Consider the following 22,081-nt stretch of genomic DNA (forward strand, 5'->3'; position numbering starts at 1 on the left):
ATGGCCAAGCTCGAACTGCTCCCCGCCGTCGACGTCCGCGGCGGCCAGGCCGTCCGCCTCGTGCACGGCGAGTCCGGGACCGAGACGTCGTACGGCTCGCCCCTGGAGGCCGCGCTCGCCTGGCAGCGGTCCGGCGCCGAGTGGCTGCACCTGGTCGACCTGGACGCCGCGTTCGGCACCGGTGACAACCGCAAGCTGATCGCCGAGGTCGCGGGGGCGATGGACATCAAGGTGGAGCTGTCCGGCGGCATCCGCGACGACGCCACGCTCGCCGCCGCCCTGGCCACCGGCTGCACCCGGGTGAACCTCGGCACGGCCGCCCTGGAGACCCCCGAGTGGGTCGCCAAGGTCATCGCCGAGCACGGCGACAGGATCGCGGTCGGCCTCGACGTCAAGGGCACGACCCTGCGCGGGCGCGGCTGGACCCGGGACGGCGGCGACCTCTACGAGACGCTGGCGCGGCTCGACGGCGAGGGCTGCGCGCGGTACGTGGTCACCGACATCGCCAAGGACGGCACGCTCCAGGGCCCGAACCTGGAGCTGCTTCGCCATGTGTGCGCGGCGACCGATCGCCCCGTCGTGGCGTCCGGTGGCGTGTCGTCCCTGGACGACCTGCGGGCCATCGCCGAGCTGGTGCCCCTCGGCGTCGAGGGCGCCATCGTCGGCAAGGCGCTGTACGCGAAGGAATTCACCCTGGAAGAGGCTTTGGAGGCGGTGGCCCGGTGAGCGACCTACGGCGGGTCTCGACGGGCACACCCTGGGAGGACGCCTTCGGCTACTCCCGCGCGGTGGAACTGCCCAACGGCCTGGTGCTGGTGTCCGGCTGCACGTCCGTCGTGGACGGCCAGATCGTCGGCAGCGGCCCGTACGAGCAGACGGTCAACTCCTTCAACGTCGCCTTCGCCGCGCTGGGGCAGCTGGGCCTCGGCCGGGACGACGTCGTGCGTACGCGCATGTACCTCACCCATGCCCGGGACGTGGACGACGTCGGACGCGCCCACAAGGAGCTGTTCGACTCCGTCCGGCCCGCCGCATCCATGATCATCGTCTCCGGCCTCGTGGACTCCGGTCTGGTCGTCGAGGTCGAGGTGGAGGCCTACCGAGGAGCGCCGCCGGCATGACCCTTGCCGTACGAGTCATCCCTTGCCTGGACGTGGACAACGGCCGGGTCGTCAAGGGCGTCAACTTCCAGAACCTGCGCGACGCGGGCGACCCCGTCGAGATGGCCAAGGTGTACGACGCCGAGGGTGCCGACGAGCTGACCTTCCTGGACATCACCGCCTCGTCGGGCGACCGCGAGACGACGTACGACGTGGTGCGCCGCACCGCCGAGCAGGTGTTCATCCCGCTCACCGTCGGCGGCGGCGTGCGTACCCCCGAGGACGTCGACAAGCTGCTGCGGGCGGGCGCCGACAAGGTGGGCGTCAACACCGCCGCCATCGCCCGTCCGGACCTGATCCGTGAGATCGCCGAGCGCTTCGGCCGTCAGGTGCTGGTGCTGTCCGTGGACGCGCGCAGGAGTGCGAGCGGCTCCTTCGAGGTGACCACCCACGGCGGTCGCAAGGGCACCGGCATCGACGCCGTCGAATGGGCGCACCGGGCCGCCGAACTGGGCGCCGGCGAGATCCTGCTGAACTCGATGGACGCGGACGGCACCAAGGACGGCTACGACCTGGAGATGATCGCCGCCGTTCGCAAGCACGTCACGGTCCCGGTGATCGCCTCGGGCGGCGCGGGCAGGCTCGCGGACTTCCCGCCGGCCGTCGCGGCGGGCGCGGACGCGGTGCTGGCCGCGTCGGTGTTCCACTTCGGCGACCTGCGGATCGGAGAGGTGAAGCAGGCACTGCGGGAGGCTGGGCACCCGGTGCGGTGAAGCAAGCCCCGGTAAGCCCCGGTCACCAGGTGGCCGGGGCTTACCCGTACCCAGATGCGAAAGGAAAATTGCGCAAAATATATTGCGCAAGTTTTCTTTCCTATCTACGGTGAGTGCATGACAGGCAAGGAGCGGGACCGCCGCATCACCGACCTGGGCACCCTCAAGGCGCTCGCCCATCCGCTGCGGATGCGGCTGGCCCGCGCCCTGACCATCGCGCGGGTCGCCACCGCCTCCCAGCTCGCCGAGCAGGTCGACGAGGCCGTCTCGCTGGTCAGCTACCACCTGCGCAAGCTGGCCGAGCACGGACTGATCGAGGAGGCCGAGCCGCAGAGCGCGGACGGCAGGGAGCGGTGGTGGCAGCCCGCCTCCGACGGCGTCAGCATCCGCGACGAGGACTTCCGCGACGCCCCCGAGAAGGCCGCCGCGCTCACCGCCGCCAGCAGGCTCTTCTTCGAACAGCGCGCCGACATGTACCGGCGTTTCCTCGACGAGCGCGCCCACTGGGGCACGGCGTGGAACGCCGCCGCCGAGTCGTCCGAGTCGTCCATGCGCCTCACGGCGGACGAACTCGCGGAGCTCGACAAGGAGATGCTCGCCCTCCTGCGCAGGTACGACGAGCACGGCCGGGCAGCCGACGCCGCCGGTGACACCGAGGGCCGCGAGAACGTCGCGGTGCACACGTACGCGTTCCCCTTCCGGATCTGACCGAGAGAGGCATCCGTTCGATGCAGCCGTTACAGCAGCCGACGGTGTCCGCGCCCGCCCCGGCGGCCGTCGAACGCCCCGCTCACCGCGACCCCAACGTCCTGCGCTGGCTCGGCGGTTACACCTCGTCCGCGATCGGTGACAACGTCTACTACCTGGCCCTGTCCTGGGCCGCCGTCCAGGCCGGCACGCCCGCCCAGGCCGGGCTCGTGACCGCCGTCGGCGCCGTGCCCCGCGCCCTGCTGATGCTCGGCGGAGGAGTGGTCGCCGACCGGTACGGACCGCGCCGCGTGGTCCTGAGCAGCACGGCGGTGCGCTGCCTGCTGGTCCTCACCGCCGCCGTGCTGCTGCTCGCGACAGGGCCCGGCCTGTGGACGCTGGGCGCCGTGGCCGTCCTCTTCGGGATCGTCGACGCCGTCTTCATGCCCGCCGCGGGCGCGCTGCCCACCAGGATCACCGGCCGGGGACAACTCGCCCGGGTGCAGGGGATGCGCGGACTGGCCGTCCGGCTCGCCAACGTCCTGGGCGCTCCGCTGGGCGGTCTGGGCGTCGCCCTGGGCGGCACCGCGGGCGCCTTCGGACTCGCCACCCTGCTGATCGGTGTGTCCCTGCCCCTGCTGGCGACCGTGCGGGCGGGCCAGTCGCCCCCGGACGACACCAAGGCCCGCGGCGGCGCCCTGAGCGAGCTCCGCGACGGACTGCGCCACGTCCTGCGCGACCCCGTCCTGCGCCCCCTGGTGCTCTTCAGCCTCTTCGCCGACCTCGGGTTCGTCGGCCCGATGAACATCGGTCTGACCCTGCTCGCCGCCGAGCGCGGCTGGGGCTCCGCCGGCATGGGGCTGGTCGTCGCCGGGTTCGGCGTCGGTGCGGGGGCCGCCTCGCTGCTGCTCGCCTGGCGCGGCCGGGTGCCCTGTGCCGGACGGGTGATGGCGGTGACGAGCCTGGCCAGTGCCGGGGCGATCGGCGCCCTCGCGCGCGTGCCGTCCGTCGCCGGGGCGTGCACGGTGGCGCTGCTCGTCGGTCTGCTGGCCGGGCTGGCCGGCGCCCTCACCGGAGCACTCCTCCAGACCCGCGCGGGCAGCGCCTACGTCGGCCGCGTCACCTCCGTCTCCACCCTGATCGGCTTCGGCGTCGCACCGCTCACCTTCCCGCTGGTCGGCTGGGCGGCCGGGGTGTGGGGCACCGGGCCGGTCTTCACGGCGGGCGCGGCACTGTGCGCCCTCAGCGGAGCCGTCGCCCTGGCCGCGGGCCCCCTGCGCCGCGCCGAACTGCCCCGTTAACCCTTCGGCTGGGCGAGCTGGACCAGATTGCCGGACGTGTCGTCGAGTACGGCCGTGATCACCGGGCCCTGCTCCAGCGGGGCCTGCGTGAACTCGACGCCGAGGGCGCGCAGCCGCTCGTACTCCGCCTCGATGTCGTCGACGGAGAAGACGATGCACGGCAGGCCCGCCTCCTTGAGAGCCGCGCGGTACGGCTCCGCGATGGGGCCCTGGCCGGGCTCCAGGAGCAGCTGGAGGTCCTGCTGGGCGCCCTCGGCCGCGCCGACCGTGACGAACAGCGTGCCGCCGCCCAGGTCCATGCTCAGGCGTGTCTCGAAGCCCAGCACGTCCGTGTAGAACGCGTGGGCCTTCGCGACGTCGTCGACGTACACACTCGTCATGGCTACTTTGATCACGGTGGCGCCTCTCAGATGCCCAGCTGCTTGCCGGCGTGCAGTTTCTCGATCGCGTCCGCGTCGCCGTCCAGGTCCACCTTGGCGGCGCTCTGCCGGCCGTACAGGAACAGCAGCAGCTCGGACGGCTCCCCGGTGACCGTCACCACCGGCGTGCCGCGCTGGGCGACCGCCGTACGGCCGTCCGCGCGGCGCAGCACCAGACCGGTCGGGGAGCCGCGGCCCATGAGCCGCGCGGTGCGCTCCAGACGGGACCACAGGGCGTCCTGGAAGACCGGGTCGAGCTCACGGGTCGCCCACTCGGGCTGGGCGCGGCGGACGTCCTCCGTGTGGACGTAGAACTCGATCGTGTTGGACGCCTCGTCGATCTGTTTCAGCTGGAACGGCGAGAACCGCGGCGGGCCGGTACGGATCAGCTGGATCAGCTCCTCGTACGGCTTCGCGGCGAACTCCGCCATCACCTTCTCCAGGCGGGGGGCCAGTTGCTTGATCAGGATGCCCCCGGCGGCGTCCGGGCGGCGCTCGCGCACCACCACATGCGCGGCCAGGTCCCGTGCCAGCCAGCCCTCGCACAAGGTCGGGGCCTCCGGACCGGCGGTTTCCAAGAGGTCTGCGAGCAGAAGCCGTTCACGCTTGGCGAAAGTCGACATGCGGTCAGCCTACGACCGCGCGCCGGGTCCGCACAGTGGACGGCGGACCGTCACTGTCAGTGGCGCGCGGCACAATGGCACCATGACCAGCACGCCCCCGCCCAGCAGCCTGGACCCCCGGATCGCCGCACGCCTGAAGCGCAGCGCCGACGGGCTCGTCCCCGCCATCGCCCAGCAGTACGACACCGGTGAGGTGCTCATGCTCGGCTGGATGGACGACGAGGCACTGCACCGCACCCTCACCACCGGCCGCTGCACCTACTGGTCGCGCAGCCGCGGGGAGTACTGGGTCAAGGGCGACACCTCCGGCCACTTCCAGTGGGTGAAGTCCGTGGCCCTGGACTGCGACGCGGACACCCTGCTGGTCAAGGTCGACCAGGTCGGCGCCGCCTGCCACACCGGCGCCCGCACCTGCTTCGACGCCGACGTACTCCTCGAAGACCGCGCGGACGCCGATTCCGGCGTCGCCGCCTCGAATCAGTAAGGTCTGCCGCCATGGACCTCGAGACGTTCCGCAAGCTGGCCGTCGACCGCCGTGTCATCCCGGTCACGCGCAAGCTCCTCGCCGACGGCGACACCCCGGTCGCGCTCTACCGCAAGCTCGCCGCCGAGCGCCCCGGCACCTTCCTGCTGGAGTCCGCCGAGAACGGCCGCACAGCGTTTCAATGGTCTCGGTACTCCTTCGTGGGCGTCCGCTCCGCCGCCACCCTCACCGCGCGCGACGGACAGGCCCACTGGCTCGGCTCCCCGCCCGTCGGCGTCCCCGTCGACGGCGACCCGCTCGCCGCCCTGCGGGCCACCATCGAAACCCTGCACACCCCCCACCAGGAGGGCCTGCCGCCCTTCACCGGCGGCATGGTCGGCTACCTCGGCTACGACATCGTCCGCCGCCTGGAGAAGATCGGCCCCGGCGAGCGCGACGACCTGCGGCTGCCCGAGCTCACCATGCTGCTCACCAGCGACCTCGCCGTCATGGACCACTGGGAGGGCTCCGTCCTGCTGATCGCCAACGCGATCAACCACAACGACCTCGACACGGGCGTCGACGAGGCCTACGCGGACGCGGTGGCCCGGCTCGACGCCATGGAGACCGACCTCTCCCGGCCGGTCGCCCAGCCCCCGGCCGTCCTGCCCCCGTCCGAGCTCCCCGAGTACACCGCGCTCTGGGGCGGCCCGGACTTCCAGAGGGCCGTCGAGGACATCAAGGAGCGCATCCGCGCGGGCGAGGCCTTCCAGGTCGTCCCCTCCCAGCGCTTCGAGACGCCCTGCACGGCGAGCGCGCTGGACGTCTACCGGGTCCTGCGGGCCACCAACCCCTCGCCGTACATGTACCTGTTCCGCTTCGACGGCTTCGACGTCGTGGGGTCGTCCCCGGAGGCCCTCGTCAAGGTCGAGGACGGGCGGGCCATGGTCCACCCCATCGCCGGCACCCGGCACCGCGGGGCCACCCCGCAGGAGGACCAGGCACTCGCCGAGGAACTGCTCGCCGACCCCAAGGAGCGCGCCGAGCACCTCATGCTCGTCGACCTGGGCCGCAACGACCTGGGGCGGGTCTGCGAGCCCGGCTCGGTCGAGGTCGTCGACTTCATGTCCGTCGAGCGGTACTCGCACGTCATGCACATCGTCTCCACGGTCACCGGCAGGGTCGCGGCCGGCCGCACCGCCTTCGACGTCCTCACCGCCTGCTTCCCCGCCGGCACCCTCTCCGGCGCCCCCAAGCCCCGCGCCATGCAGATCATCGACGAACTGGAACCGTCCCGGCGCGGCCTCTACGGCGGCTGCGTGGGCTATCTGGACTTCGCGGGCGACTCCGACACCGCCATCGCCATCCGCACCGCCCTGCTGCGCGACGGCACCGCCTACGTCCAGGCCGGCGCGGGCATCGTCGCCGACTCCGACCCGGCCGCCGAGGACCAGGAGTGCCGCAACAAGGCGGCGGCGGTACTGCGCGCGGTCCACACCGCCAACCGGCTCGCCGGGTAACCGCCCCGCGGGCAGTGGGGCGCGTATCACGTGTGCCCCGGGTGACGGTTCGCCCGGGGTTCAGGCGATAGTGGACTCCGTGACTGCTGTACCTCACCTCCGTTCCGTATCCGCCGCCTCCGCCAGGGCCGGCCGGCTGAGCCTCGCTGTCGCCCTGGTGTTCGGCGCGCTGGGCGCGGCCGTGGCCCTGCTGGCCACCCGGCAGCGCTGGTCCGAGGGCACGGCGACGGTCGCCGGCGGCGCCTTCCCGCTCACCGCCAAGGGCAGCGACGTCACGGGCGTGCCCGCGGCGCTCGCCATAGTGGGCCTCGCCGCGCTCGTCGCCGTCTTCGCCGTCCGCCGGGCCGGCCGCTTCGCCGTCTCCGCCCTCCTCGCGCTCTCCGGCGCCGGGATCGTCGTGGCGGCCCTGACCGGCGCCTCCGACGACTCCGCGCTCGACGAGCAGGCCGCGAAGGCCTCCGGCGACACCTCGGCCACCGTCGCCTCCTTCACCCACACCGCCTGGCCCTACGTCGCCGTCGTCGGCGGTGCCCTGATCCTCCTGGCCGGCCTGCTGGCCCTGCGCTACGGCCGGCAGTGGCCCGCGATGTCCGGCCGCTACGAGCGTGACGGCACCCCCCGCCCCCGGCGCCCGGCCAGGCCCGCCGACCCCGAACGGCCCGAGGAGATCTGGAAGGCCCTGGACCGCGGCGAGGACCCGACGGGCGCCGACCCTGCGTGAACCTGGCGCCGTCGTCCGCGAGTGGTTCCCGATGTGGTGAATCAGACGCGATCGGAACCGACCCCCGCGTCCGCCGCACGCGCGCGTACGGGACAATGGACGGCGGGCGCCCGGACCGGACGCACACAGAGACAGCAAACGCACTCAGCGACAGCGATCGCACTCAGCGACAGCAAACGAGGAGCAAGTCATGGCGGGCAGCAGCCACGGACACACCCCGGCCGCCTGGACCGGTGTCACCATCGTCATCATCGGTTTCTGCGTCGCCGGCGCGTTCATGGTGATGGCCGAGCCGATCGGCTTCTGGGCCGGCATGGTGATCGCGGCCCTCGGCGGGGTCGTCGGCGCCGCCATGAGCGCGGCGGGCCTGGGCATGCCGAAGAACGCGCACCCGGTGCACAAGGTCGCCGCGACGACGGCGACCCGCGAGCCCGCGAGCGCCGAGGGCTGAGCCCGTACGACCACGCGTGAGGGGCGGCCGGTGTCCACACCGGCCGCCCCTCACGCGCGTGTGCGGCCCGAGCGGGGCACAATGCGAGGCGTGAACGCCGACCGCCAGAGTGTGACGTCGACGGCCGTGGGACGGCTGGCCGTGCCCGCCGGGATCCTCGCCGCCGTCGCCGGGGCCTTCGCCTACGTCGGGGCCGTCGACCCCAACGAGCCCGGCCACTACCCCGTCTGCCCCCTTCTGCGCGTCACGGGCCTGTACTGCCCCGGCTGCGGCGGCCTGCGCAGCGCGCACGCCTTCGTGCACGGGGACCTCGTGACCGCACTGCACGCCAACGCGATGGCGGTGGCCGGCTACCTGGCCTTCGCCGTCGTTTGGACCGTCTGGGTGGTCCGTGCGGCCCGCGGCCGGCCTCTGCGGATCGACCTCGCCCCGGCCCGCCTGTGGACGCTGGGCGCGTTGGTGCTGGTCTTCACGGTTGTCCGGAACCTGCCCCTCGGTGGCTGGCTACGCCCTTGATCAACAGGTGAATGTCCAGGTAGTGGGACCACGATCGGCCGGATGTGAGCCCTCCGCCCTCCTCCGGATACCATCGCAGTGACCATTCGTTTTCCACCGGTTGCCGGAAAGGGGGCCGCTCGCGTGAGTGTGCTCGACGAGATCATCGACGGAGTCCGTGCCGACCTCGCGGAGCGGCAGACGCGCGTCAGCCTCGACGAGCTCAAGGAACGCGCGGCCAAGGCGCCCGCCGCCAAGGACGGGGTCGCCGCGCTCAAGGGTGACGGCGTCAAGGTGATCTGCGAGGTCAAGCGCTCCAGCCCGTCCAAGGGCGCGCTGGCCGCGATCGCCGACCCGGCGGGCCTGGCCGCGGACTACGAGGCGGGCGGCGCCGCCGTCATCTCCGTCCTCACCGAAGAGCGCCGCTTCGGCGGCTCGCTGGCCGACCTCGAGGCGGTCCGCGCGCGGGTGGACATCCCGGTCCTGCGCAAGGACTTCATCGTCACGTCGTACCAGCTGTGGGAGGCCCGCGCGTACGGCGCCGACCTCGCGCTGCTGATCGTGGCCGCGCTGGAGCAGCCCGCCCTGGAGTCGCTGATCGAACGCGCCGTCTCCATCGGCCTGACCCCGCTCGTCGAGGTGCACGACGAGGACGAGGTCGAGCGGGCGGTGGACGCGGGCGCCAAGGTCATCGGCGTCAACGCGCGCAACCTGAAGACCCTGGAGGTCGACCGCTCCACCTTCGAGCGGGTCGCCCCGGAGATCCCCGACCACATCGTCAAGATCGCCGAGTCCGGCGTCCGCGGCCCGCACGACCTGATCGCCTACGCCAACGCCGGCGCCGACGCGGTCCTGGTCGGCGAGTCCCTGGTGACGGGCCGCGACCCCAAGACGGCGGTCGCGGACCTGGTGGCTGCCGGGGAGCACCCCGCACTGCGACACGGCCGGGGATGATCTCCGGCTAAGCTTGTCCACGATGACCGTCTCGATCACGATGCCGACCAGGGACCCGTACGCCCGCCTCGCGCGCGGCTGCCGGCCCCGGGGCTGTCGTGCTCCTGCGCGACGCGTGCACGGCCGACGAGTGCGGTACGTCATCGGTGACGAGCCCGGGCAGGTCAACGGACGTCGATGGCAGCGCGCCCCTCAGGGGCGCGGGGCCCTGTCTGATGTGCGGCTGCCGCCGCGCGGGCGCGACCAGCCACACACGGCCTGAGGTCGCCCAACAAGCTCCGCCCCCACGGCGATCGGTTTTTTCCACAAAACTCACCGTGAGGTAGACGCATGCCCAGCGAGTTCTTCATCCCCGACCCGGAGGGTCAGGTCCCCACCCCCGAAGGCTACTTCGGCGCCTTCGGCGGCAAGTTCATCCCGGAGGCCCTGGTCGCCGCCGTCGACGAGGTGGCCGTCGAGTACGACAAGGCCAAGCACGACCCGGAGTTCGCCCGCGAGTTGGACGACCTGCTGGTCAACTACACCGGCCGGCCGTCGGCACTCACCGAGGTACCCCGTTTCGCCGCGGAAGCGGGTGGCGCCCGCGTGTTCCTCAAGCGCGAGGACCTCAACCACACCGGCTCCCACAAGATCAACAACGTGCTCGGCCAGGCCCTGCTCACCAAGCGCATGGGCAAGACCCGGGTCATCGCCGAGACCGGCGCGGGCCAGCACGGCGTCGCCACGGCGACGGCCTGCGCCCTGTTCGGTCTCGAGTGCACGATCTACATGGGCGAGATCGACACCCGGCGCCAGGCCCTGAACGTGGCCCGGATGCGCATGCTCGGCGCCGAGGTCGTCTCGGTGAAGTCCGGCAGCCGCACCCTGAAGGACGCCATCAACGAGGCGTTCCGCGACTGGGTCGCCAACGTCGACCACACCCACTACCTCTTCGGCACGGTCGCGGGACCGCACCCCTTCCCGGCGATGGTCCGCGACTTCCACCGGGTCATCGGCGTGGAGGCCCGCCGCCAGCTCCTGGAGCACGCCGGGCGTCTGCCCGACGCGGCCGTCGCCTGCGTCGGCGGCGGCTCCAACGCCATCGGCCTGTTCCACGCGTTCATCCCGGACACCGGCGTACGCCTCATCGGCTGCGAACCGGCAGGCCACGGCGTGGAGACCGGCGAGCACGCGGCGACGCTGACCGCCGGAGAGCCCGGCATCCTGCACGGGTCGCGCTCCTACGTCCTCCAGGACGACGAGGGCCAGATCACCGAGCCGTACTCCATCTCGGCGGGCCTGGACTACCCGGGCATCGGCCCCGAGCACTCGTACCTCAAGGACAGCGGCCGTGGCGAGTACCGCGCGGTCACCGACGACGCGGCCATGCAGGCGCTGCGCCTGCTGTCGCGCACCGAGGGCATCATCCCGGCCATCGAGTCCGCGCACGCCCTCGCCGGCGCGCTGGAGGTCGGCCGGGAGCTGGGCAAGGACGGGCTGATCGTCGTCAACCTCTCCGGTCGCGGCGACAAGGACATGGACACCGCCGCCCGCTACTTCGGGCTGTACGACACCGACGCCGAGGTCGCGGCGAACGCGGCCGACACCGCCGAGATCGAGGGGGACGCCAAGTGAGCGGGAACATTCAGCTGCTGTCCGACACCCTCGCCGCGGCGAAGGCGGAAGACCGCGCCGCTCTGATCGCCTACCTCCCGGCCGGTTTCCCGACCGTGGACGGCGGCATCGAGGCGATCAAGGCCGTCCTCGACGGCGGCGCGGACGTCGTCGAGGTGGGTCTGCCGCACAGCGACCCCGTCCTCGACGGCCCGGTCATCCAGACCGCCGACGACATCGCCCTGCGCGGCGGGGTGCGGATCGCGGACGTCATGCGCACGGTCCGCGAGACGTACGCGGCCACCGGGAAGCCGGTGCTCGTGATGACGTACTGGAACCCCATCGACCGCTACGGCGTCGAACGGTTCACCGCCGAGCTCGCCGAGGCGGGCGGCGCGGGCTGCATCCTGCCCGACCTGCCCGTGCAGGAGGCGGGGCTGTGGAGGGAGCACGCCGAGAAGCACGGCCTCGCGACGGTCTTCGTGGTGGCGCCCAGCAGCAAGGACGAGCGGCTCGCGCGGATCACCGCGGCGGGCAGCGGATTCGTCTACGCCGCCTCGCTGATGGGGGTCACCGGCACCCGTGCGTCGGTGGGCGCGCAGGCCCAGGACCTGGTCGAACGCACCCGGGCCACCGGCACGGGACTGCCTGTCTGCGTCGGCCTCGGTGTCTCCGACGCGGCGCAGGCCGCCGAGGTGGCCGGCTTCGCCGACGGGGTGATCGTCGGCTCGGCCTTCGTCAAGCGGATGCTGGACGCGCCGGACGCCGCGGCCGGGGTCGAGGCGGTCCGGGAACTCGCGGGAGAGCTGGCCAAGGGCGTACGCCGACAGGTGTGACCGGTTGGCAGGCGTAACAGAGCGGGACATTTCACACAGGTCACTCGAACGGGTGGACCTGGGACCGGGGAGACGCAATGCGTCTCCCCGGTTCGTTCTGGGGGTGTGAGCGAGAAGAATCGTGACGGAAAGCGCACCGCCCGGGAGCGGCTGGCCGCGGAGCGCGAGAAGCAGAAGGCCGCCGAGCGGCGCCGGCGCACACTGATCGTCGGCGCGAGCGTCGTGTGCGTGCTGGGCCTGGCCGCGGTGATCGGTGTCGTCGCCGCCAACTCCGGCAAGGAGGACAGCACCGACAACGCCGGTCCGGTCGTGGCGCCCTCGGGTGCGAACGGCAAGGACGCGTTGGCGATCCCGGTCGGCAAGGAGAGCGCCAAGTCCACGCTCACGGTGTGGGAGGACTTCCGCTGCCCGGCCTGCAAGGCCTTCGAGTCGACATACCGGTCGACGATCCACGAGCTGGAGGCCGCCGGGAAGCTCAAGGTCGAGTACCACCTGGCCACCCTGATCGACGGCAACATGGGCGGCAGCGGCTCCCGCAACGCGGCGAACGCTGCGGCCTGCGCCCAGGACGCCGGAAAGTTCGCCGCGTACCACGACGTGCTGTACGAGAACCAGCCGGAGGAAACGGACGACGCCTACAGCAAGAACGCCGAACTCATCGCACTGGCGGGCAAGGTCGACGGCCTGGACACGCCCGCGTTTCGCAAGTGTGTCGAGGACGGCACGCACAACAGCTGGGTCGTGAAGTCCAACCAGGCCTTCCAGAGCGGCGGCTTCGGTGGCACCCCGACCGTGCTGTTCAACGGGAAGAACATCTACCAGGACCAGACGATGACACCCGCGAAGTTCAAGCAGATGGTGGAGGAGGCAGACCAGGGGTGAGTGCTTCTCACCGGCCCGTTATGGAGCCGTAGCCGGGCTGCCCGCCGTCGGCCCGGTGCGGCAGGGTAGCGTCGACCTTGCCATGAACCTTCCCCTGAACCTTGCCTACATTCCCAGCCCGTCGCGCGGGGTGCTGCACCTCGGTCCCATTCCGCTGCGTGGCTACGCGTTCTGCATCATCATCGGCGTCTTCGTCGCGGTCTGGCTCGGCAACAAACGCTGGATCGCCCGCGGCGGGCGGGTCGGCACGGTGGCCGACATCTCCGTCTGGGCGGTGCCCTTCGGCCTCGTCGGCGGCCGGCTCTACCACGTGATCACGGACTACGAGCTGTACTTCAGCGAGGGCCGTGACTGGGTGGACGCCTTCAAGATCTGGGAGGGCGGGCTCGGCATCTGGGGCGCGATCGCGCTCGGCGCGGTGGGCGCGTGGATCGGCTGCCGCCGACGCGGCATCCCGCTGCCCGCTTACGCCGACGCCATCGCACCCGGCATCGCCCTCGCCCAGGCGATCGGCCGCTGGGGCAACTGGTTCAACCAGGAGCTGTACGGCAAGCCGACCGACCTGCCCTGGGCCCTGCACATCACGTCCTCGTCGGACGGCCGGGTGCCGGGCTACTACCACCCGACGTTCCTGTACGAGTCGCTGTGGTGCATCGGCGTCGCGCTTCTCGTCATCTGGGCCGACCGCCGCTTCAAGCTGGGGCACGGGCGGGCGTTCGCGCTGTACGTCGCCGCGTACTGCGTGGGGCGCGCCTGGATCGAGTACATGCGGGTCGACGACGCCCATCACATCCTGGGCCTGCGGCTGAACGACTGGACCGCGATCGTTGTCTTCCTGCTCGCGGTGACGTACATCGTCCTGTCGGCGCGGAAGCGGCCCGGACGCGAAGAGGTCGTGGAACCCGGCGCCGCGGATGACGCCGCCGAGGGCGGCGAGGACGAGGACAAGCCCAAGGACGAGGCGGCCGACGCCGAGGCCGCCGAGGCAGAGGACGCGACTCCTGCCGAGGACTCGGCCGACGCCAAGGCTGAGGCTGAGACCGAGGAAGAGACCGAGGACAAAGCGAAGGACGAGGCCGAGGCCAAGGCCGAAGCCAAGGACGAGGCGGAGTCGGCGGGCAAGAAGGCCTGACGGTCCGTTGTACGACGACGAAGGGCGCCCGGGTCTGCCGGGCGCCCTTCGTCGTGAGAACTACCTTCTGCGTGCCGCCAGCGACAGGGTCCGTTGGGCCGCTGCCACCACCGCCGCGTCGATGAAGCGGCCGTCGGGGAGGGCCTGGGCGCCCTGTTCGGTCACCGCCGCCTTGACGATCGTCTCCGCCTCGTCGAGTTCCTGTTCCGTGGGCAGGTAGGCGCGCTCGATGATCGGGAGCTGGCGGGGGTGGATGGCGGCGCGGCCCAGGAAGCCGAGGGTACGGCCGTGGGCGCAGGAGGCCGCGAGGCCGTTCAGGTCCCGGGTGTCGGGGTGGACGGACTGCGTCGGCGGGGCGAGACCGGCGGCCCGGGCGGCGACGACCACCCGCGAGCGGCACCAGTCGAGGCCCGCGTCCTCCCGGATGCCCAGGTCGGCGCGGAGATCGGCCTCACCGAGGGCGATGCCCCGCAGGGCGGGGTGGGCGGCGGCGATGGCGTAGGCGTGTTCGACGCCGAGGGCCGTCTCCAGGAGGGCGTACAGCGAGGGCGCGCCGCCGTCGGCCGGGGCGGTGGTCTCGGCGATCCGGGCGATCTGCTGCGGGGAGGTCACCTTCGGCAGCCGCACGCCCCGGACGCCGGGCAGGGACGCCACCGCCCGGAGGTCGGCCGAGGCCAGCGGCCCGTCCAGGGCGTTCACCCGGACGTGCACCGGGACCGGCTGGCGCTCGGAGAGCCGCTCGGCGGTGGCCTCGCGGGCGTACGCCTTGCGGTCCGGGGCGACGGCGTCCTCCAGGTCGATGATCACCACGTCCGCGCCGGAGGTGAGCGCCTTGGTGACGGTGTGGGGGCGGTCGCCGGGGGCGTACAGCCAGGTGAGGGGGGTCGCCACGGTCACAGGGCGCCCTCCGCGCGGAGGGCGGACAGGTCGGCTGGGGTGAGACCGAGCTCCGTCAGGACCTCCTCCGTGTCGGCGCCGTGCGGGCGGCCGGGCCAGCGGATCGCGCCGGGGGTCGCGGAGAGGCGGAAGAGGACGTTCTGCATACGGATCCGGCCCAGCTCCGGGTCGTCGACGGCGGTGACCGTGTCGAGGGCCAGGTACTGGGGGTCGGCCATGACGTCCCGTACGTCCTGGACCGGGGCGACGGCCGCCTCCGCCTTCTCGAACGCGGCGAGCACCTCGGTGCGGGTGCGGGCGGCGATCCAGGCGCCGACCGCCGCGTCGAGGACGTCGGCGTGCGTGGCCCGTCCGGCGCCCGTCGCGAACCACGGCTCGTCGATCAGATCGGGCCGCCCGACCAGGCGCAGGACGCGTTCCGCGATCGACTGGGCCGAGGTGGAGACGGCGACCCAGGTGCCGTCGGCCGTGCGGTAGGTGTTGCGCGGGGCGTTGTTCGCGGAGCGGTTCCCGGTGCGCTCCTGGACGTATCCCAGCTGGTCGTACCAGAGGGGCCCCGGGCCGAGGACCGCCAGCATCGGCTCGATGATCGCCATGTCGACGACCTGGCCCTCCCCGGTGCGCTCGCGCGCGGCGAGGGCCGTCATGACGGCGTACGCCGTGGCCAGCGCCGTGATCGAGTCGGCGAGGCCGAACGGCGGGAGGGTCGGGGGCGCGTCCGGTTCGCCGGTGACCGCGGCGAAGCCGCTCATCGCCTCGGCGAGCGTGCCGAAGCCGGGACGGTGCGCGTACGGCCCGAACTGGCCGAAGGCGGTGACACGGGTGAGGACCAGACGGGGGTTGACGGCGGAGAGCTCCTCCCAGCCCAGGTCCCATTTCTCCAGGGTGCCGGGGCGGAAGTTCTCGATGATCACGTCGGCGCCGGCGGCGAGGCGGAGCAGGGTGGCACGGCCGCCGGGGCGGGACAGGTCCAGGGTGATCGTGCGCTTGTTGCGGCCCAGGTGCTTCCACCACAGACCGATGCCGTCCTTGGCCGGACCGTGGCCCCGGGAGGGGTCCGGTTTCGTGGGGTGCTCGACCTTGACGACCTCCGCGCCGAAGTCGCCGAGGAGGGTGGCGGCGAGGGGTCCGGCGAAGAGGGTGGCCAGGTCGAGGACGCGCAGGCCGTCCAGGGGTGTGGTCGCCGTGGCCTCTGTCCCGGTCATGACGCGTACTGCTTGTCGATCTCGGAGCGGTACGGCATCGACGCGGAGGCGCCCGGCCGCTGGACCGAGAGGGCCGCCGCCGCTGCCGCCCAGGTCAGGGCCTCCCGTACGGGGCGGTTCTCGCCGAGGGCCACCGCGAGGGCGCCGACGAACGTGTCGCCCGCGCCGGTCGAGTCGACGGCGGTGACATGAGGGGCGGGGACGGTGAGGAGCTCGGCGCCTCGGGTGGCGTAGAGGCTGCCCGCCGCGCCGAGGGTGATGACGACCTCCGGGACGGCGTCCAGCAGAGCGATGGCCGCCTCGCGTGGGTCGGTGCGGCCGGTGAGGGCGGCGGCCTCGTGTTCGTTGGGGACCAACAGGTCGGTGGCGGCGAGGAGTTCGGGCGGGAGGGGCCGGGCGGGGGCCGGGGTGAGGATCGTACGGACCCCGTGGCCGCGGGCCGCGCGGGCGCCCGCGACGACGGCGGGCAGCGGGACCTCCAGCTGGAGCAGGAGCGCGTCGGCGGAGGCGATCAGGCCTTCGTCGCCGGGGGCGAGGTGGTCGACGGTGCCGTTCGCGCCGGGGACGACGACGATCGCGTTGCCGCCCTCGTCGTCCACGACGATGTGCGCGGTGCCGGACGGGAACTCGACCGTGCGCAGGTGGTCGGTGTTCACCCCGGAGTGTTCGAGGGCGGAGCGCAGACGGGCGCCGAAGGAGTCGTTGCCGATCGCGCCGATCATCGAGACGGTGCCGCCCGCGTGGGCGGCGGCGATCGCCTGGTTGGCGCCCTTGCCGCCGGGGACCGTACGGAACTCCCGTCCCGTCACGGTCTCTCCGCGCTGCGGGGCCTTCTCGACGTACGCGACCAGGTCCATGTTCGTGCTGCCGAGCACGACGATGTCGGTCATGGGCGGGATGCCTCCCGGTGGGTGAGGGAGCGGGTGAGGGACCAGGTGAGGTGGGCGAGCGTGTCGAAGCCGGTGCCGTCGAAGCCGGCGACGGAGGTGGCGAGGCGGTTGCGGAGAGGTGCCGTCCAGCGGTCGGGGAGGGCGGACGGGTCACCGGCGAGGAGGCCGGCGATGCTGCCCGCGGTCGCGCCGTTGGAGTCGGTGTCCCAGCCGCCGGACACCGCGCGGCAGATGGAGCCGGTGAAGTCGCCGTTCGCGTGGGTGAGCGCGGCGGCGATCAGGGCGGTGTTGGGGATCGCGTGGACCCAGTGGGTTCCCTTGTGGGTGGTGTGGAGTTCGTCGACGACCGTGTCGAAGTCGGTGTGGGCGTGGGCTTCGGCGAGTTGGATCGCGTGAGTGACCGCTTTCGCCAGGCGGGAGCGGGGTGGGACCACCGTGAGGCCGGTGCGGAGGCAGGTGTGGACGTCGTGGCCGCCGGTGGCCGCGGTGGCGATGACCGCGGCTGTGAACATCGCCGCGTAGACGCCGTTCGCGGTGTGGGTGAGGGTCGCGTCGCGGTGGGCCTGCGCGGCGGCGGCGGTCGGGTCGCCGGGGTTGGTCCAGCCGTGGACGTCGGCGCGGATGAGGGCGCCGATCCATTCGCGGAAGGGGTTGCGGTGGCGGGCGGTGTGCGGGGGTTCGATGCCGGAGAGGAGGTTGCGGTAGGCGATGCGTTCGGCGGTGAAGGTGCGGCCCGCCGGGAGTTCGTCCAGCCAGAGTTTCGCCACGTCGGTGGTGGTGAAGTTCCTGCCGTGGCGTTGGAGCAGGAGGAGGTTGAGGAGGGGGTAGTTGAGGTCGTCGTCCTCGGGCATGCCGTTGATGTTCTCGGCGAGGGAGGTTGCCGCCGAGCGGCGGTTCCAGGGGTGTTGTGAGAGGAGGGGCGGGGGGACGCCTTGGGCTGTGAAGTAGGTGCTCAGGGGCCAGTTGGCGGTGGACCTGGCCAGGTCTCTGATGGCTTGTAGGGGGAGTTTTTCTACCGGTTTGCCCAGGAGGCAGCCGACCGCTCTGCCCAGCCAGGCTGCTTCCAGGGCGGCCTGGGTGGGGGCCGGGCGGGGGGACCCCCACCGCCCACCCGTGCCGCCTGGGGGTCCCCCCAGGCCCTTGAGGCGCTGGGGGAGGCGTGACTGCCCGCAGCTGGGGAGGATGGCGACCAGATCCGTTGGTTCGTCCTCTGCCAAGGGGCTGGGCAATTCGGCGAGTTCGTCCAAGAGGTCTTCTGCGAGTTGGCGGAGGTAGGGGGACGGGCGGTGGGGGGAGGCTCCCGCTCGGGGTGGGGCTTCTGACCCGCCTGCTGTCTTCCAGCGGGTTGCGATGGTGTGGGCGTCGCGGCCGTCCTCCAGGGCCTGGTGGAGTTCGTGGCCCAGGAGGTCTTCCGGTTGGACCCAGGTCAGGCGGAGCATCCCTGGCCTCCGAGGAGGGTGGTGAGAGATGCCTCGTGGGCCCGGCGCCGGTGGACGTCCCGGGTGAAGATCTCGCGGGTGACCTCGGTGAGGGTGCGGGCCGGTGCCCAGAGGTCCAGACGGCTTGCCTCGGCCACCTGTTTCGACCAGTCGTCGGGGACGGGGAAGCCCAGGGCGCCGCTGATCGCGCCCGCCATCGTCGCGATCGAGTCGCAGTCGCGGCCGTAGTTGACCGCGCCGAGGACGGCGTGCCGGTAGTCGCCGTCGGCCACCAGCAGCATGCCCAGGGCGATGGGGAGTTCCTCGATCGCGTGCAGACGGGAGGGGCGGCGGGCGCCGAGCGAGGGCTGTCGGTAGTCGGGGCCGACGGTGTCGTAGGGGGTCACCGCCCGGCGCAGGGGGAGCAGGGCCGACTCGAAGTCCCGGTGGCGGGACGCCTCTTCACAGACCTTCTCGATCGCCGTGCGGGTGCCGTCCTTCGCCAGGGCCAGGCAGGCCGTCACGATCGAGTCGGGGGTCGCGTCCGGGGCGCAGGCCGCCGCGACGGCCGCCGCGAAGACCCCGGCCGCCTCACGGCCGTACGACGACTGGTGGGCGCCCGCGATGTCCAGGGCCTCCGCGTACGCCGTCGCCGGGTCGGCCGCGTTGACCAGGCCGACCGGGGCCATGTACATCGCCGCGCCGCAGTTGACGATGTTGCCGACGCCGGCCTCCCGGGGGTCCACATGGCCGTAGTGGAGGCGGGTGACCAGCCATTTCTCGGCCAGGAAGAGACGGTGGAGGGGGAGGGCCTCGGCTTCCAGCTCCGGGATCCAGCGGGGGGTCGTCATCAGGTCCGGGACGAGGTGTTCGGCGATCGTGTACGCGGTGAGGTGGTCGCGGACCTTCGCGTAGACCCTGATCAGCGCGTGGGTCATCAGGGTGTCGTCGGTGACGTGGCCGTCGCCCTTGTGGTACGGGGCGATGGGGCGGGCGGTGCGCCAGTCGTCGCCGTTCCAGGGGCCGACGATGCCGTGCACCCGGCCGCCGTGGCGTTCGAGGATCTGGTCGGGGGAGTAGCCCTCCACCGGGCCGCCGAGGGCGTCGCCGACGGCGGCGCCGACCAGGGCGCCGGTGAGGCGTTCTTCCAGCCCCGTGCTCTTGCTGGTTTCTGTTGTTTTGTTGGGCATAGCCCGAATCATCCCCCTGGGTGTGCCGGTTGTGTGGCTTCCAGGAGTCCGGCGAGTTCCACCAGGTCGGTGCCGGTGAGGCGGGGGAGTACGCAGCCGGAGAGGGTGCGGCAGGTGTCCCGCCAGGGGGCGGGGATGCTGTCGTCGCCGCCGAGGGCGCCGGTCAGCGCGCCCGCCAGCGCGGGGGCCGAGTCCGCGACCCTGGAGAGGCAGGCCGCGGCGGGGACCGCTTCAGAGATGCGGCCGTGGGACGCCTTGACCAGGGCGAGGGCCACCGGGACCGTCTCCGCGGCGGCGATGCCGTAGCTGTAGACGTGGTCGACGATCTGGTGTTCCAGGAGGGGGACCAGGGCGAACGCGCTGTCCGCGGTGTGGGCGAGCTTCAGCGCGTGGCGGGCGTTGCGGCCGATCTCGGTGTGTGCGGGGAGTTCGGCCAGCGCCGCCTCCAGGCAGATGTCGGGGGTCTCGCCGGTGAGCGCGAGGGAGAGCGCGGCGGCCATCGCCCGGGCGCCGTGGACGCCGTCGCCGTCCTGGGTGTAGCGGGCGTCGAACTCGGCGAGTTCCGCGGCGAGTCGGGGGGCGCCGGGGTGGGCCACGGCGAGCACGCAGGCGCGTACGCAGGCCGCGTCGTCGAAGTAGTGGGGGTTGTCGTGGCCGGTGGCGGGGGGTCGTAGGCCGGCGGCGAGGTTGCCCAGGCCGGCCCGGACGGAGATGCGGGCGCGGAGGGGGAGTACGGCGGACTCGACCTCGGGGGCGCGGTCCGCCGCCGCGGCGACCTCGCTGGCGAGGGCGTTCCAGGCGAGGTCGATGGCGGCGCGCATACGGCGTTGGCGGCTGAGGTCGCCCAGGACGGTGTCGTCGCCGGCGCGCAGGACCGCTTCCGCGGCGAAGGCCGCCCATTCGGCATCGTCGGAGGGGCCGAGGCGGAGGGGTTCGGGGGGTTGGTTGAGGGCGATGGGGACGGGGAGGGTGGTGGTGGCGTTGTGCTCGGCGAAGGTGTCGAGTTCGCGGGTCAGGCGGCGGGTCCACTCGGGCATCCGGGCGGCTCTGTGGCGGGCGGCGGGCCAGCCGGCGGCGTCGCCCGCGGCGAGGCCCAGGAGGAGGCCGAGGATCCGTCCGGCCTCGGCTTCGCCTTCGGCCGGTGTGTTCCCACCCGCACCACCTGTGCGGCTATGAGGGGCAGGTGCGGGTGGCCCCAGTGGTACCTCCCCGCCGTCGGCGGCTGCGGGCGCGTACGGATCCGCGGCAATCGTCGGTCTCATGCGTGTACCTCCGTCTCATCGTCTGCCGGAGTGCCCACCAAGGTGGAGAGGAGGGCCTCCGCGATCACGCCCTCGCCCCATTTGCCGCCCTCCTCCGGGACCAGTAGTTCCGCCACGTCCAGGACGTGGTGGCCCGCCATGGAGGGGAGGCAGCTGCCGCGGGCCGGGCCGATGGCCGCCGCCCAGGCCGGCGGGACGGCCGTCGCACCGCTCGTCGCGCCGGCCAGGGCGCCTGCCACCGCCGCCGTCGTGTCGGCGTCGCGGCCCATGTTGACGGCCGTGAGGACCGCCTCCGTGAAGTCGCCGTCGGCCGCCGCGTACGCGCCGAAGGCGAGGGCGACGGCTTCGGGGGCGAGGTCGGTCCAGGGGTAGCCGCCGATGACGACGGCGGAGCGGACCGCGCGTTCGCCGCGGTGGGCGACCGTCACCGCCCGGCGCAGGGAGCGGGCCGTCCAGGAGTCGTCCGGGATCACGGCCAGCGCGGAGGCGACGACGGCCATGGTCGAGGCGCCCGCCATCGCCGCGGCCACCCCCGCCGCGACCGCCTGGCCGCCGTAGATGCCCTCGCCGTCGTGGCTCACCGAGCCGTCGATGGCGACCAGGCGGGCCGCTTCGGCGGGGCGGCCCGCCGCGAACACGCCGAAGGGGGCCGCGCGCATGGCGAGGCCGTCGCTCCAGGCGTGCCGGTGCTGTGCGGAAATGGGGGCGGCCAGGCCCCGGCGGAGGTTCTCCAGGGTGCCGCGTTCGCTGAAGCCGGCGCCCCGGAAGGCGCCCTCGTCGCGGTCGGCGATCCACTGGTGCCAGGCCGCCTCGACATGTGCCGGGGTGAGGGCCGAGCCGTGGCGGGCGAGGAGCAGGCCGGAGAAGATCGCGTACTCCGTGTCGTCCGTGCCGGTCGGCGTGTCGGTCACATAGCCGGTGATACGGCCCCAGCGGGCGCGGATCTCGGAGGGCTTCATGTTCTCGGCCGGTGCGCCGAGCGCGTCCCCGACGGCCAGGCCCAGCAGGGCGCCGCGGGCCCGTTCACGGATCGATGCCATACGAGGCCTCTCCTCCGGGGGCTCCGCACGGGAGCGGAACCCTTTGCGGATGTGTCCCACCATCGGCGGTTGACCCGAGCCTGAAACCCCCTCATGTCACCCGGTCGACATTTGTGCGGCCTCCCGATCGAATGAGCGATCGAGGGTAAAGGTGCAGGTTAGGGCATCCTCGCCTTCCTGGTGGGCGGGAATGCGGAGGGGTATCTTGGGCGTTGTCGGATATTGGAAT

At 72.6% G+C, this 22,081-nt stretch carries 25 protein-coding genes; 16 read left to right on the forward strand and 9 right to left on the reverse strand.

Translation table 11 applies throughout. From position 1 onward, the window contains the following. The 5 genes from priA (at window position 1) to ACFPIH_RS05950 (ending at window position 3,861) form a co-directional block, all read left to right on the forward strand. Window positions 1-726 (forward strand): bifunctional 1-(5-phosphoribosyl)-5-((5-phosphoribosylamino)methylideneamino)imidazole-4-carboxamide isomerase/phosphoribosylanthranilate isomerase PriA, encoded by a 726-nt coding sequence (priA, locus tag ACFPIH_RS05930; protein ID WP_381175300.1) that lies wholly within the window; start codon window positions 1-3, stop codon window positions 724-726. After that, window positions 723-1,121, forward strand: coding sequence for a RidA family protein (locus ACFPIH_RS05935; RefSeq protein ID WP_381175298.1), 399 nt, complete (start codon window positions 723-725; stop codon window positions 1,119-1,121). Before priA ends, ACFPIH_RS05935 begins: the two co-directional genes overlap by 4 nt. Next, window positions 1,118-1,873 (forward strand): imidazole glycerol phosphate synthase subunit HisF, encoded by a 756-nt coding sequence (gene hisF, locus ACFPIH_RS05940; RefSeq protein ID WP_381175296.1) that lies wholly within the window; start codon window positions 1,118-1,120, stop codon window positions 1,871-1,873. Before ACFPIH_RS05935 ends, hisF begins: the two co-directional genes overlap by 4 nt. Window positions 1,874-1,990: 117 nt before the next feature. Beyond that, window positions 1,991-2,581 carry an ArsR/SmtB family transcription factor gene (locus ACFPIH_RS05945; protein ID WP_381175294.1) on the forward strand — a complete coding sequence of 197 codons (591 nt, stop codon included), beginning with the start codon at window positions 1,991-1,993 and terminating at the stop codon, window positions 2,579-2,581. A 20-nt stretch (window positions 2,582-2,601) separates the two neighbouring features. Further along, window positions 2,602-3,861, forward strand: coding sequence for an MFS transporter (locus tag ACFPIH_RS05950; RefSeq protein WP_381175292.1), 1,260 nt, complete (start codon window positions 2,602-2,604; stop codon window positions 3,859-3,861). On the opposite strand, the gene ACFPIH_RS05955 is transcribed toward ACFPIH_RS05950, so the two are convergent. Further along, window positions 3,858-4,256 carry a VOC family protein gene (locus ACFPIH_RS05955; RefSeq protein ID WP_381175290.1) on the reverse strand — a complete coding sequence of 133 codons (399 nt, stop codon included), beginning with the start codon at window positions 4,254-4,256 and terminating at the stop codon, window positions 3,858-3,860. The two genes, ACFPIH_RS05950 and ACFPIH_RS05955, sit on opposite strands and share 4 nt — an antisense overlap. 11 nt (window positions 4,257-4,267) lie before the next feature. Next, a complete protein-coding gene (locus ACFPIH_RS05960) occupies window positions 4,268-4,903 on the reverse strand; it encodes a TIGR03085 family metal-binding protein (protein ID WP_381175288.1) in 636 nt (211 codons plus the stop codon). Window positions 4,904-4,985: 82 nt separating this feature from the next. Between ACFPIH_RS05960 and hisI the strand changes: the two genes are divergently transcribed. The 11 genes from hisI (at window position 4,986) to lgt (ending at window position 13,950) form a co-directional block, all read left to right on the forward strand. After that, entirely contained in the window at window positions 4,986-5,387 is a 402-nt protein-coding gene (gene hisI / locus ACFPIH_RS05965) for a phosphoribosyl-AMP cyclohydrolase (protein WP_381175286.1), read from the forward strand. An 11-nt stretch (window positions 5,388-5,398) separates the two neighbouring features. Further along, window positions 5,399-6,886: an anthranilate synthase component I gene (locus tag ACFPIH_RS05970; RefSeq protein ID WP_381175284.1), complete on the forward strand. Its 1,488-nt coding sequence runs from the start codon at window positions 5,399-5,401 to the stop codon at window positions 6,884-6,886. A gap of 70 nt (window positions 6,887-6,956) precedes the next feature. Then, window positions 6,957-7,607 carry a TIGR02234 family membrane protein gene (locus ACFPIH_RS05975; protein WP_381175282.1) on the forward strand — a complete coding sequence of 217 codons (651 nt, stop codon included), beginning with the start codon at window positions 6,957-6,959 and terminating at the stop codon, window positions 7,605-7,607. 190 nt (window positions 7,608-7,797) lie between these two features. Next, window positions 7,798-8,058 carry an HGxxPAAW family protein gene (locus ACFPIH_RS05980; RefSeq protein ID WP_381175280.1) on the forward strand — a complete coding sequence of 87 codons (261 nt, stop codon included), beginning with the start codon at window positions 7,798-7,800 and terminating at the stop codon, window positions 8,056-8,058. An 81-nt stretch (window positions 8,059-8,139) separates the two neighbouring features. After that, on the forward strand, window positions 8,140-8,574 hold the full coding sequence (locus ACFPIH_RS05985; protein ID WP_381175278.1) for a DUF2752 domain-containing protein: 435 nt from the start codon (window positions 8,140-8,142) through the stop codon (window positions 8,572-8,574). 123 nt (window positions 8,575-8,697) lie between these two features. Beyond that, complete coding sequence (trpC, locus tag ACFPIH_RS05990; RefSeq protein ID WP_381175275.1) at window positions 8,698-9,507, forward strand: indole-3-glycerol phosphate synthase TrpC; 810 nt, start codon at window positions 8,698-8,700, stop codon at window positions 9,505-9,507. A gap of 40 nt (window positions 9,508-9,547) precedes the next feature. Next, complete coding sequence (gene trpM / locus ACFPIH_RS05995; RefSeq protein WP_385876387.1) at window positions 9,548-9,769, forward strand: tryptophan biosynthesis modulator TrpM; 222 nt, start codon at window positions 9,548-9,550, stop codon at window positions 9,767-9,769. Between the two features lie 68 nt (window positions 9,770-9,837). Further along, entirely contained in the window at window positions 9,838-11,121 is a 1,284-nt protein-coding gene (trpB, locus tag ACFPIH_RS06000) for a tryptophan synthase subunit beta (protein WP_381175271.1), read from the forward strand. Then, complete coding sequence (gene trpA, locus ACFPIH_RS06005) at window positions 11,118-11,936, forward strand: tryptophan synthase subunit alpha (protein WP_381175269.1); 819 nt, start codon at window positions 11,118-11,120, stop codon at window positions 11,934-11,936. The genes trpB and trpA overlap by 4 nt, the downstream gene beginning before the upstream one ends. Window positions 11,937-12,041: 105 nt before the next feature. Continuing rightward, on the forward strand, window positions 12,042-12,818 hold the full coding sequence (locus ACFPIH_RS06010) for a thioredoxin domain-containing protein (protein ID WP_381175267.1): 777 nt from the start codon (window positions 12,042-12,044) through the stop codon (window positions 12,816-12,818). A 94-nt stretch (window positions 12,819-12,912) separates the two neighbouring features. Further along, window positions 12,913-13,950 (forward strand): prolipoprotein diacylglyceryl transferase, encoded by a 1,038-nt coding sequence (gene lgt, locus ACFPIH_RS06015; RefSeq protein WP_381175563.1) that lies wholly within the window; start codon window positions 12,913-12,915, stop codon window positions 13,948-13,950. 60 nt (window positions 13,951-14,010) lie between these two features. Here the strand turns inward: lgt and ACFPIH_RS06020 are convergent, their stop codons facing one another. The 7 genes from ACFPIH_RS06020 to ACFPIH_RS06050 are packed head-to-tail and all read right to left on the reverse strand — an operon-like array spanning window position 14,011 to window position 21,852. Beyond that, window positions 14,011-14,847 carry an HpcH/HpaI aldolase/citrate lyase family protein gene (locus tag ACFPIH_RS06020; protein WP_381175265.1) on the reverse strand — a complete coding sequence of 279 codons (837 nt, stop codon included), beginning with the start codon at window positions 14,845-14,847 and terminating at the stop codon, window positions 14,011-14,013. Next, window positions 14,844-16,052 (reverse strand): CaiB/BaiF CoA transferase family protein, encoded by a 1,209-nt coding sequence (locus ACFPIH_RS06025; RefSeq protein ID WP_381175263.1) that lies wholly within the window; start codon window positions 16,050-16,052, stop codon window positions 14,844-14,846. Before ACFPIH_RS06025 ends, ACFPIH_RS06020 begins: the two co-directional genes overlap by 4 nt. Beyond that, window positions 16,049-16,942 (reverse strand): ribokinase, encoded by an 894-nt coding sequence (rbsK, locus tag ACFPIH_RS06030; RefSeq protein WP_381175261.1) that lies wholly within the window; start codon window positions 16,940-16,942, stop codon window positions 16,049-16,051. Before rbsK ends, ACFPIH_RS06025 begins: the two co-directional genes overlap by 4 nt. Continuing rightward, entirely contained in the window at window positions 16,939-18,381 is a 1,443-nt protein-coding gene (locus tag ACFPIH_RS06035; RefSeq protein ID WP_381175259.1) for an ADP-ribosylglycohydrolase family protein, read from the reverse strand. Before ACFPIH_RS06035 ends, rbsK begins: the two co-directional genes overlap by 4 nt. Then, entirely contained in the window at window positions 18,369-19,550 is a 1,182-nt protein-coding gene (locus ACFPIH_RS06040; protein ID WP_381175257.1) for an ADP-ribosylglycohydrolase family protein, read from the reverse strand. The genes ACFPIH_RS06035 and ACFPIH_RS06040 overlap by 13 nt, the downstream gene beginning before the upstream one ends. 8 nt (window positions 19,551-19,558) lie before the next feature. Further along, window positions 19,559-20,812 (reverse strand): ADP-ribosylglycohydrolase family protein, encoded by a 1,254-nt coding sequence (locus ACFPIH_RS06045; RefSeq protein WP_381175255.1) that lies wholly within the window; start codon window positions 20,810-20,812, stop codon window positions 19,559-19,561. Continuing rightward, on the reverse strand, window positions 20,809-21,852 hold the full coding sequence (locus ACFPIH_RS06050) for an ADP-ribosylglycohydrolase family protein (RefSeq protein ID WP_381175253.1): 1,044 nt from the start codon (window positions 21,850-21,852) through the stop codon (window positions 20,809-20,811). Before ACFPIH_RS06050 ends, ACFPIH_RS06045 begins: the two co-directional genes overlap by 4 nt. Between the last annotated feature and the right edge of the window lie 229 nt (window positions 21,853-22,081).

The sequence above is a fragment of the Streptomyces vulcanius genome (assembly GCF_042653945.1).
Classification (GTDB): Bacteria; Actinomycetota; Actinomycetes; order Streptomycetales; family Streptomycetaceae; genus Streptomyces; species Streptomyces mangrovi.

Coding starts and splice junctions, on each gene's coding strand:
- priA (WP_381175300.1), top strand. CDS start 1: ATGGCCAAGCTCGAACTGCTCCCCGCCGTCGACGTCCGCGGCGGCCAG.
- hisF (WP_381175296.1), top strand. CDS start 1,118: ATGACCCTTGCCGTACGAGTCATCCCTTGCCTGGACGTGGACAACGGC.
- ACFPIH_RS05945 (WP_381175294.1), top strand. CDS start 1,991: ATGACAGGCAAGGAGCGGGACCGCCGCATCACCGACCTGGGCACCCTC.
- ACFPIH_RS05950 (WP_381175292.1), top strand. CDS start 2,602: ATGCAGCCGTTACAGCAGCCGACGGTGTCCGCGCCCGCCCCGGCGGCC.
- ACFPIH_RS05960 (WP_381175288.1), bottom strand. CDS start 4,903: ATGTCGACTTTCGCCAAGCGTGAACGGCTTCTGCTCGCAGACCTCTTG.
- hisI (WP_381175286.1), top strand. CDS start 4,986: ATGACCAGCACGCCCCCGCCCAGCAGCCTGGACCCCCGGATCGCCGCA.
- ACFPIH_RS05970 (WP_381175284.1), top strand. CDS start 5,399: ATGGACCTCGAGACGTTCCGCAAGCTGGCCGTCGACCGCCGTGTCATC.
- ACFPIH_RS05980 (WP_381175280.1), top strand. CDS start 7,798: ATGGCGGGCAGCAGCCACGGACACACCCCGGCCGCCTGGACCGGTGTC.
- ACFPIH_RS05985 (WP_381175278.1), top strand. CDS start 8,140: ATGCGAGGCGTGAACGCCGACCGCCAGAGTGTGACGTCGACGGCCGTG.
- trpM (WP_385876387.1), top strand. CDS start 9,548: ATGCCGACCAGGGACCCGTACGCCCGCCTCGCGCGCGGCTGCCGGCCC.
- trpB (WP_381175271.1), top strand. CDS start 9,838: ATGCCCAGCGAGTTCTTCATCCCCGACCCGGAGGGTCAGGTCCCCACC.
- ACFPIH_RS06025 (WP_381175263.1), bottom strand. CDS start 16,052: ATGACCGGGACAGAGGCCACGGCGACCACACCCCTGGACGGCCTGCGC.
- rbsK (WP_381175261.1), bottom strand. CDS start 16,942: ATGACCGACATCGTCGTGCTCGGCAGCACGAACATGGACCTGGTCGCG.
- ACFPIH_RS06035 (WP_381175259.1), bottom strand. CDS start 18,381: ATGCTCCGCCTGACCTGGGTCCAACCGGAAGACCTCCTGGGCCACGAA.
- ACFPIH_RS06040 (WP_381175257.1), bottom strand. CDS start 19,550: ATGCCCAACAAAACAACAGAAACCAGCAAGAGCACGGGGCTGGAAGAA.
- ACFPIH_RS06045 (WP_381175255.1), bottom strand. CDS start 20,812: ATGAGACCGACGATTGCCGCGGATCCGTACGCGCCCGCAGCCGCCGAC.
- ACFPIH_RS06050 (WP_381175253.1), bottom strand. CDS start 21,852: ATGGCATCGATCCGTGAACGGGCCCGCGGCGCCCTGCTGGGCCTGGCC.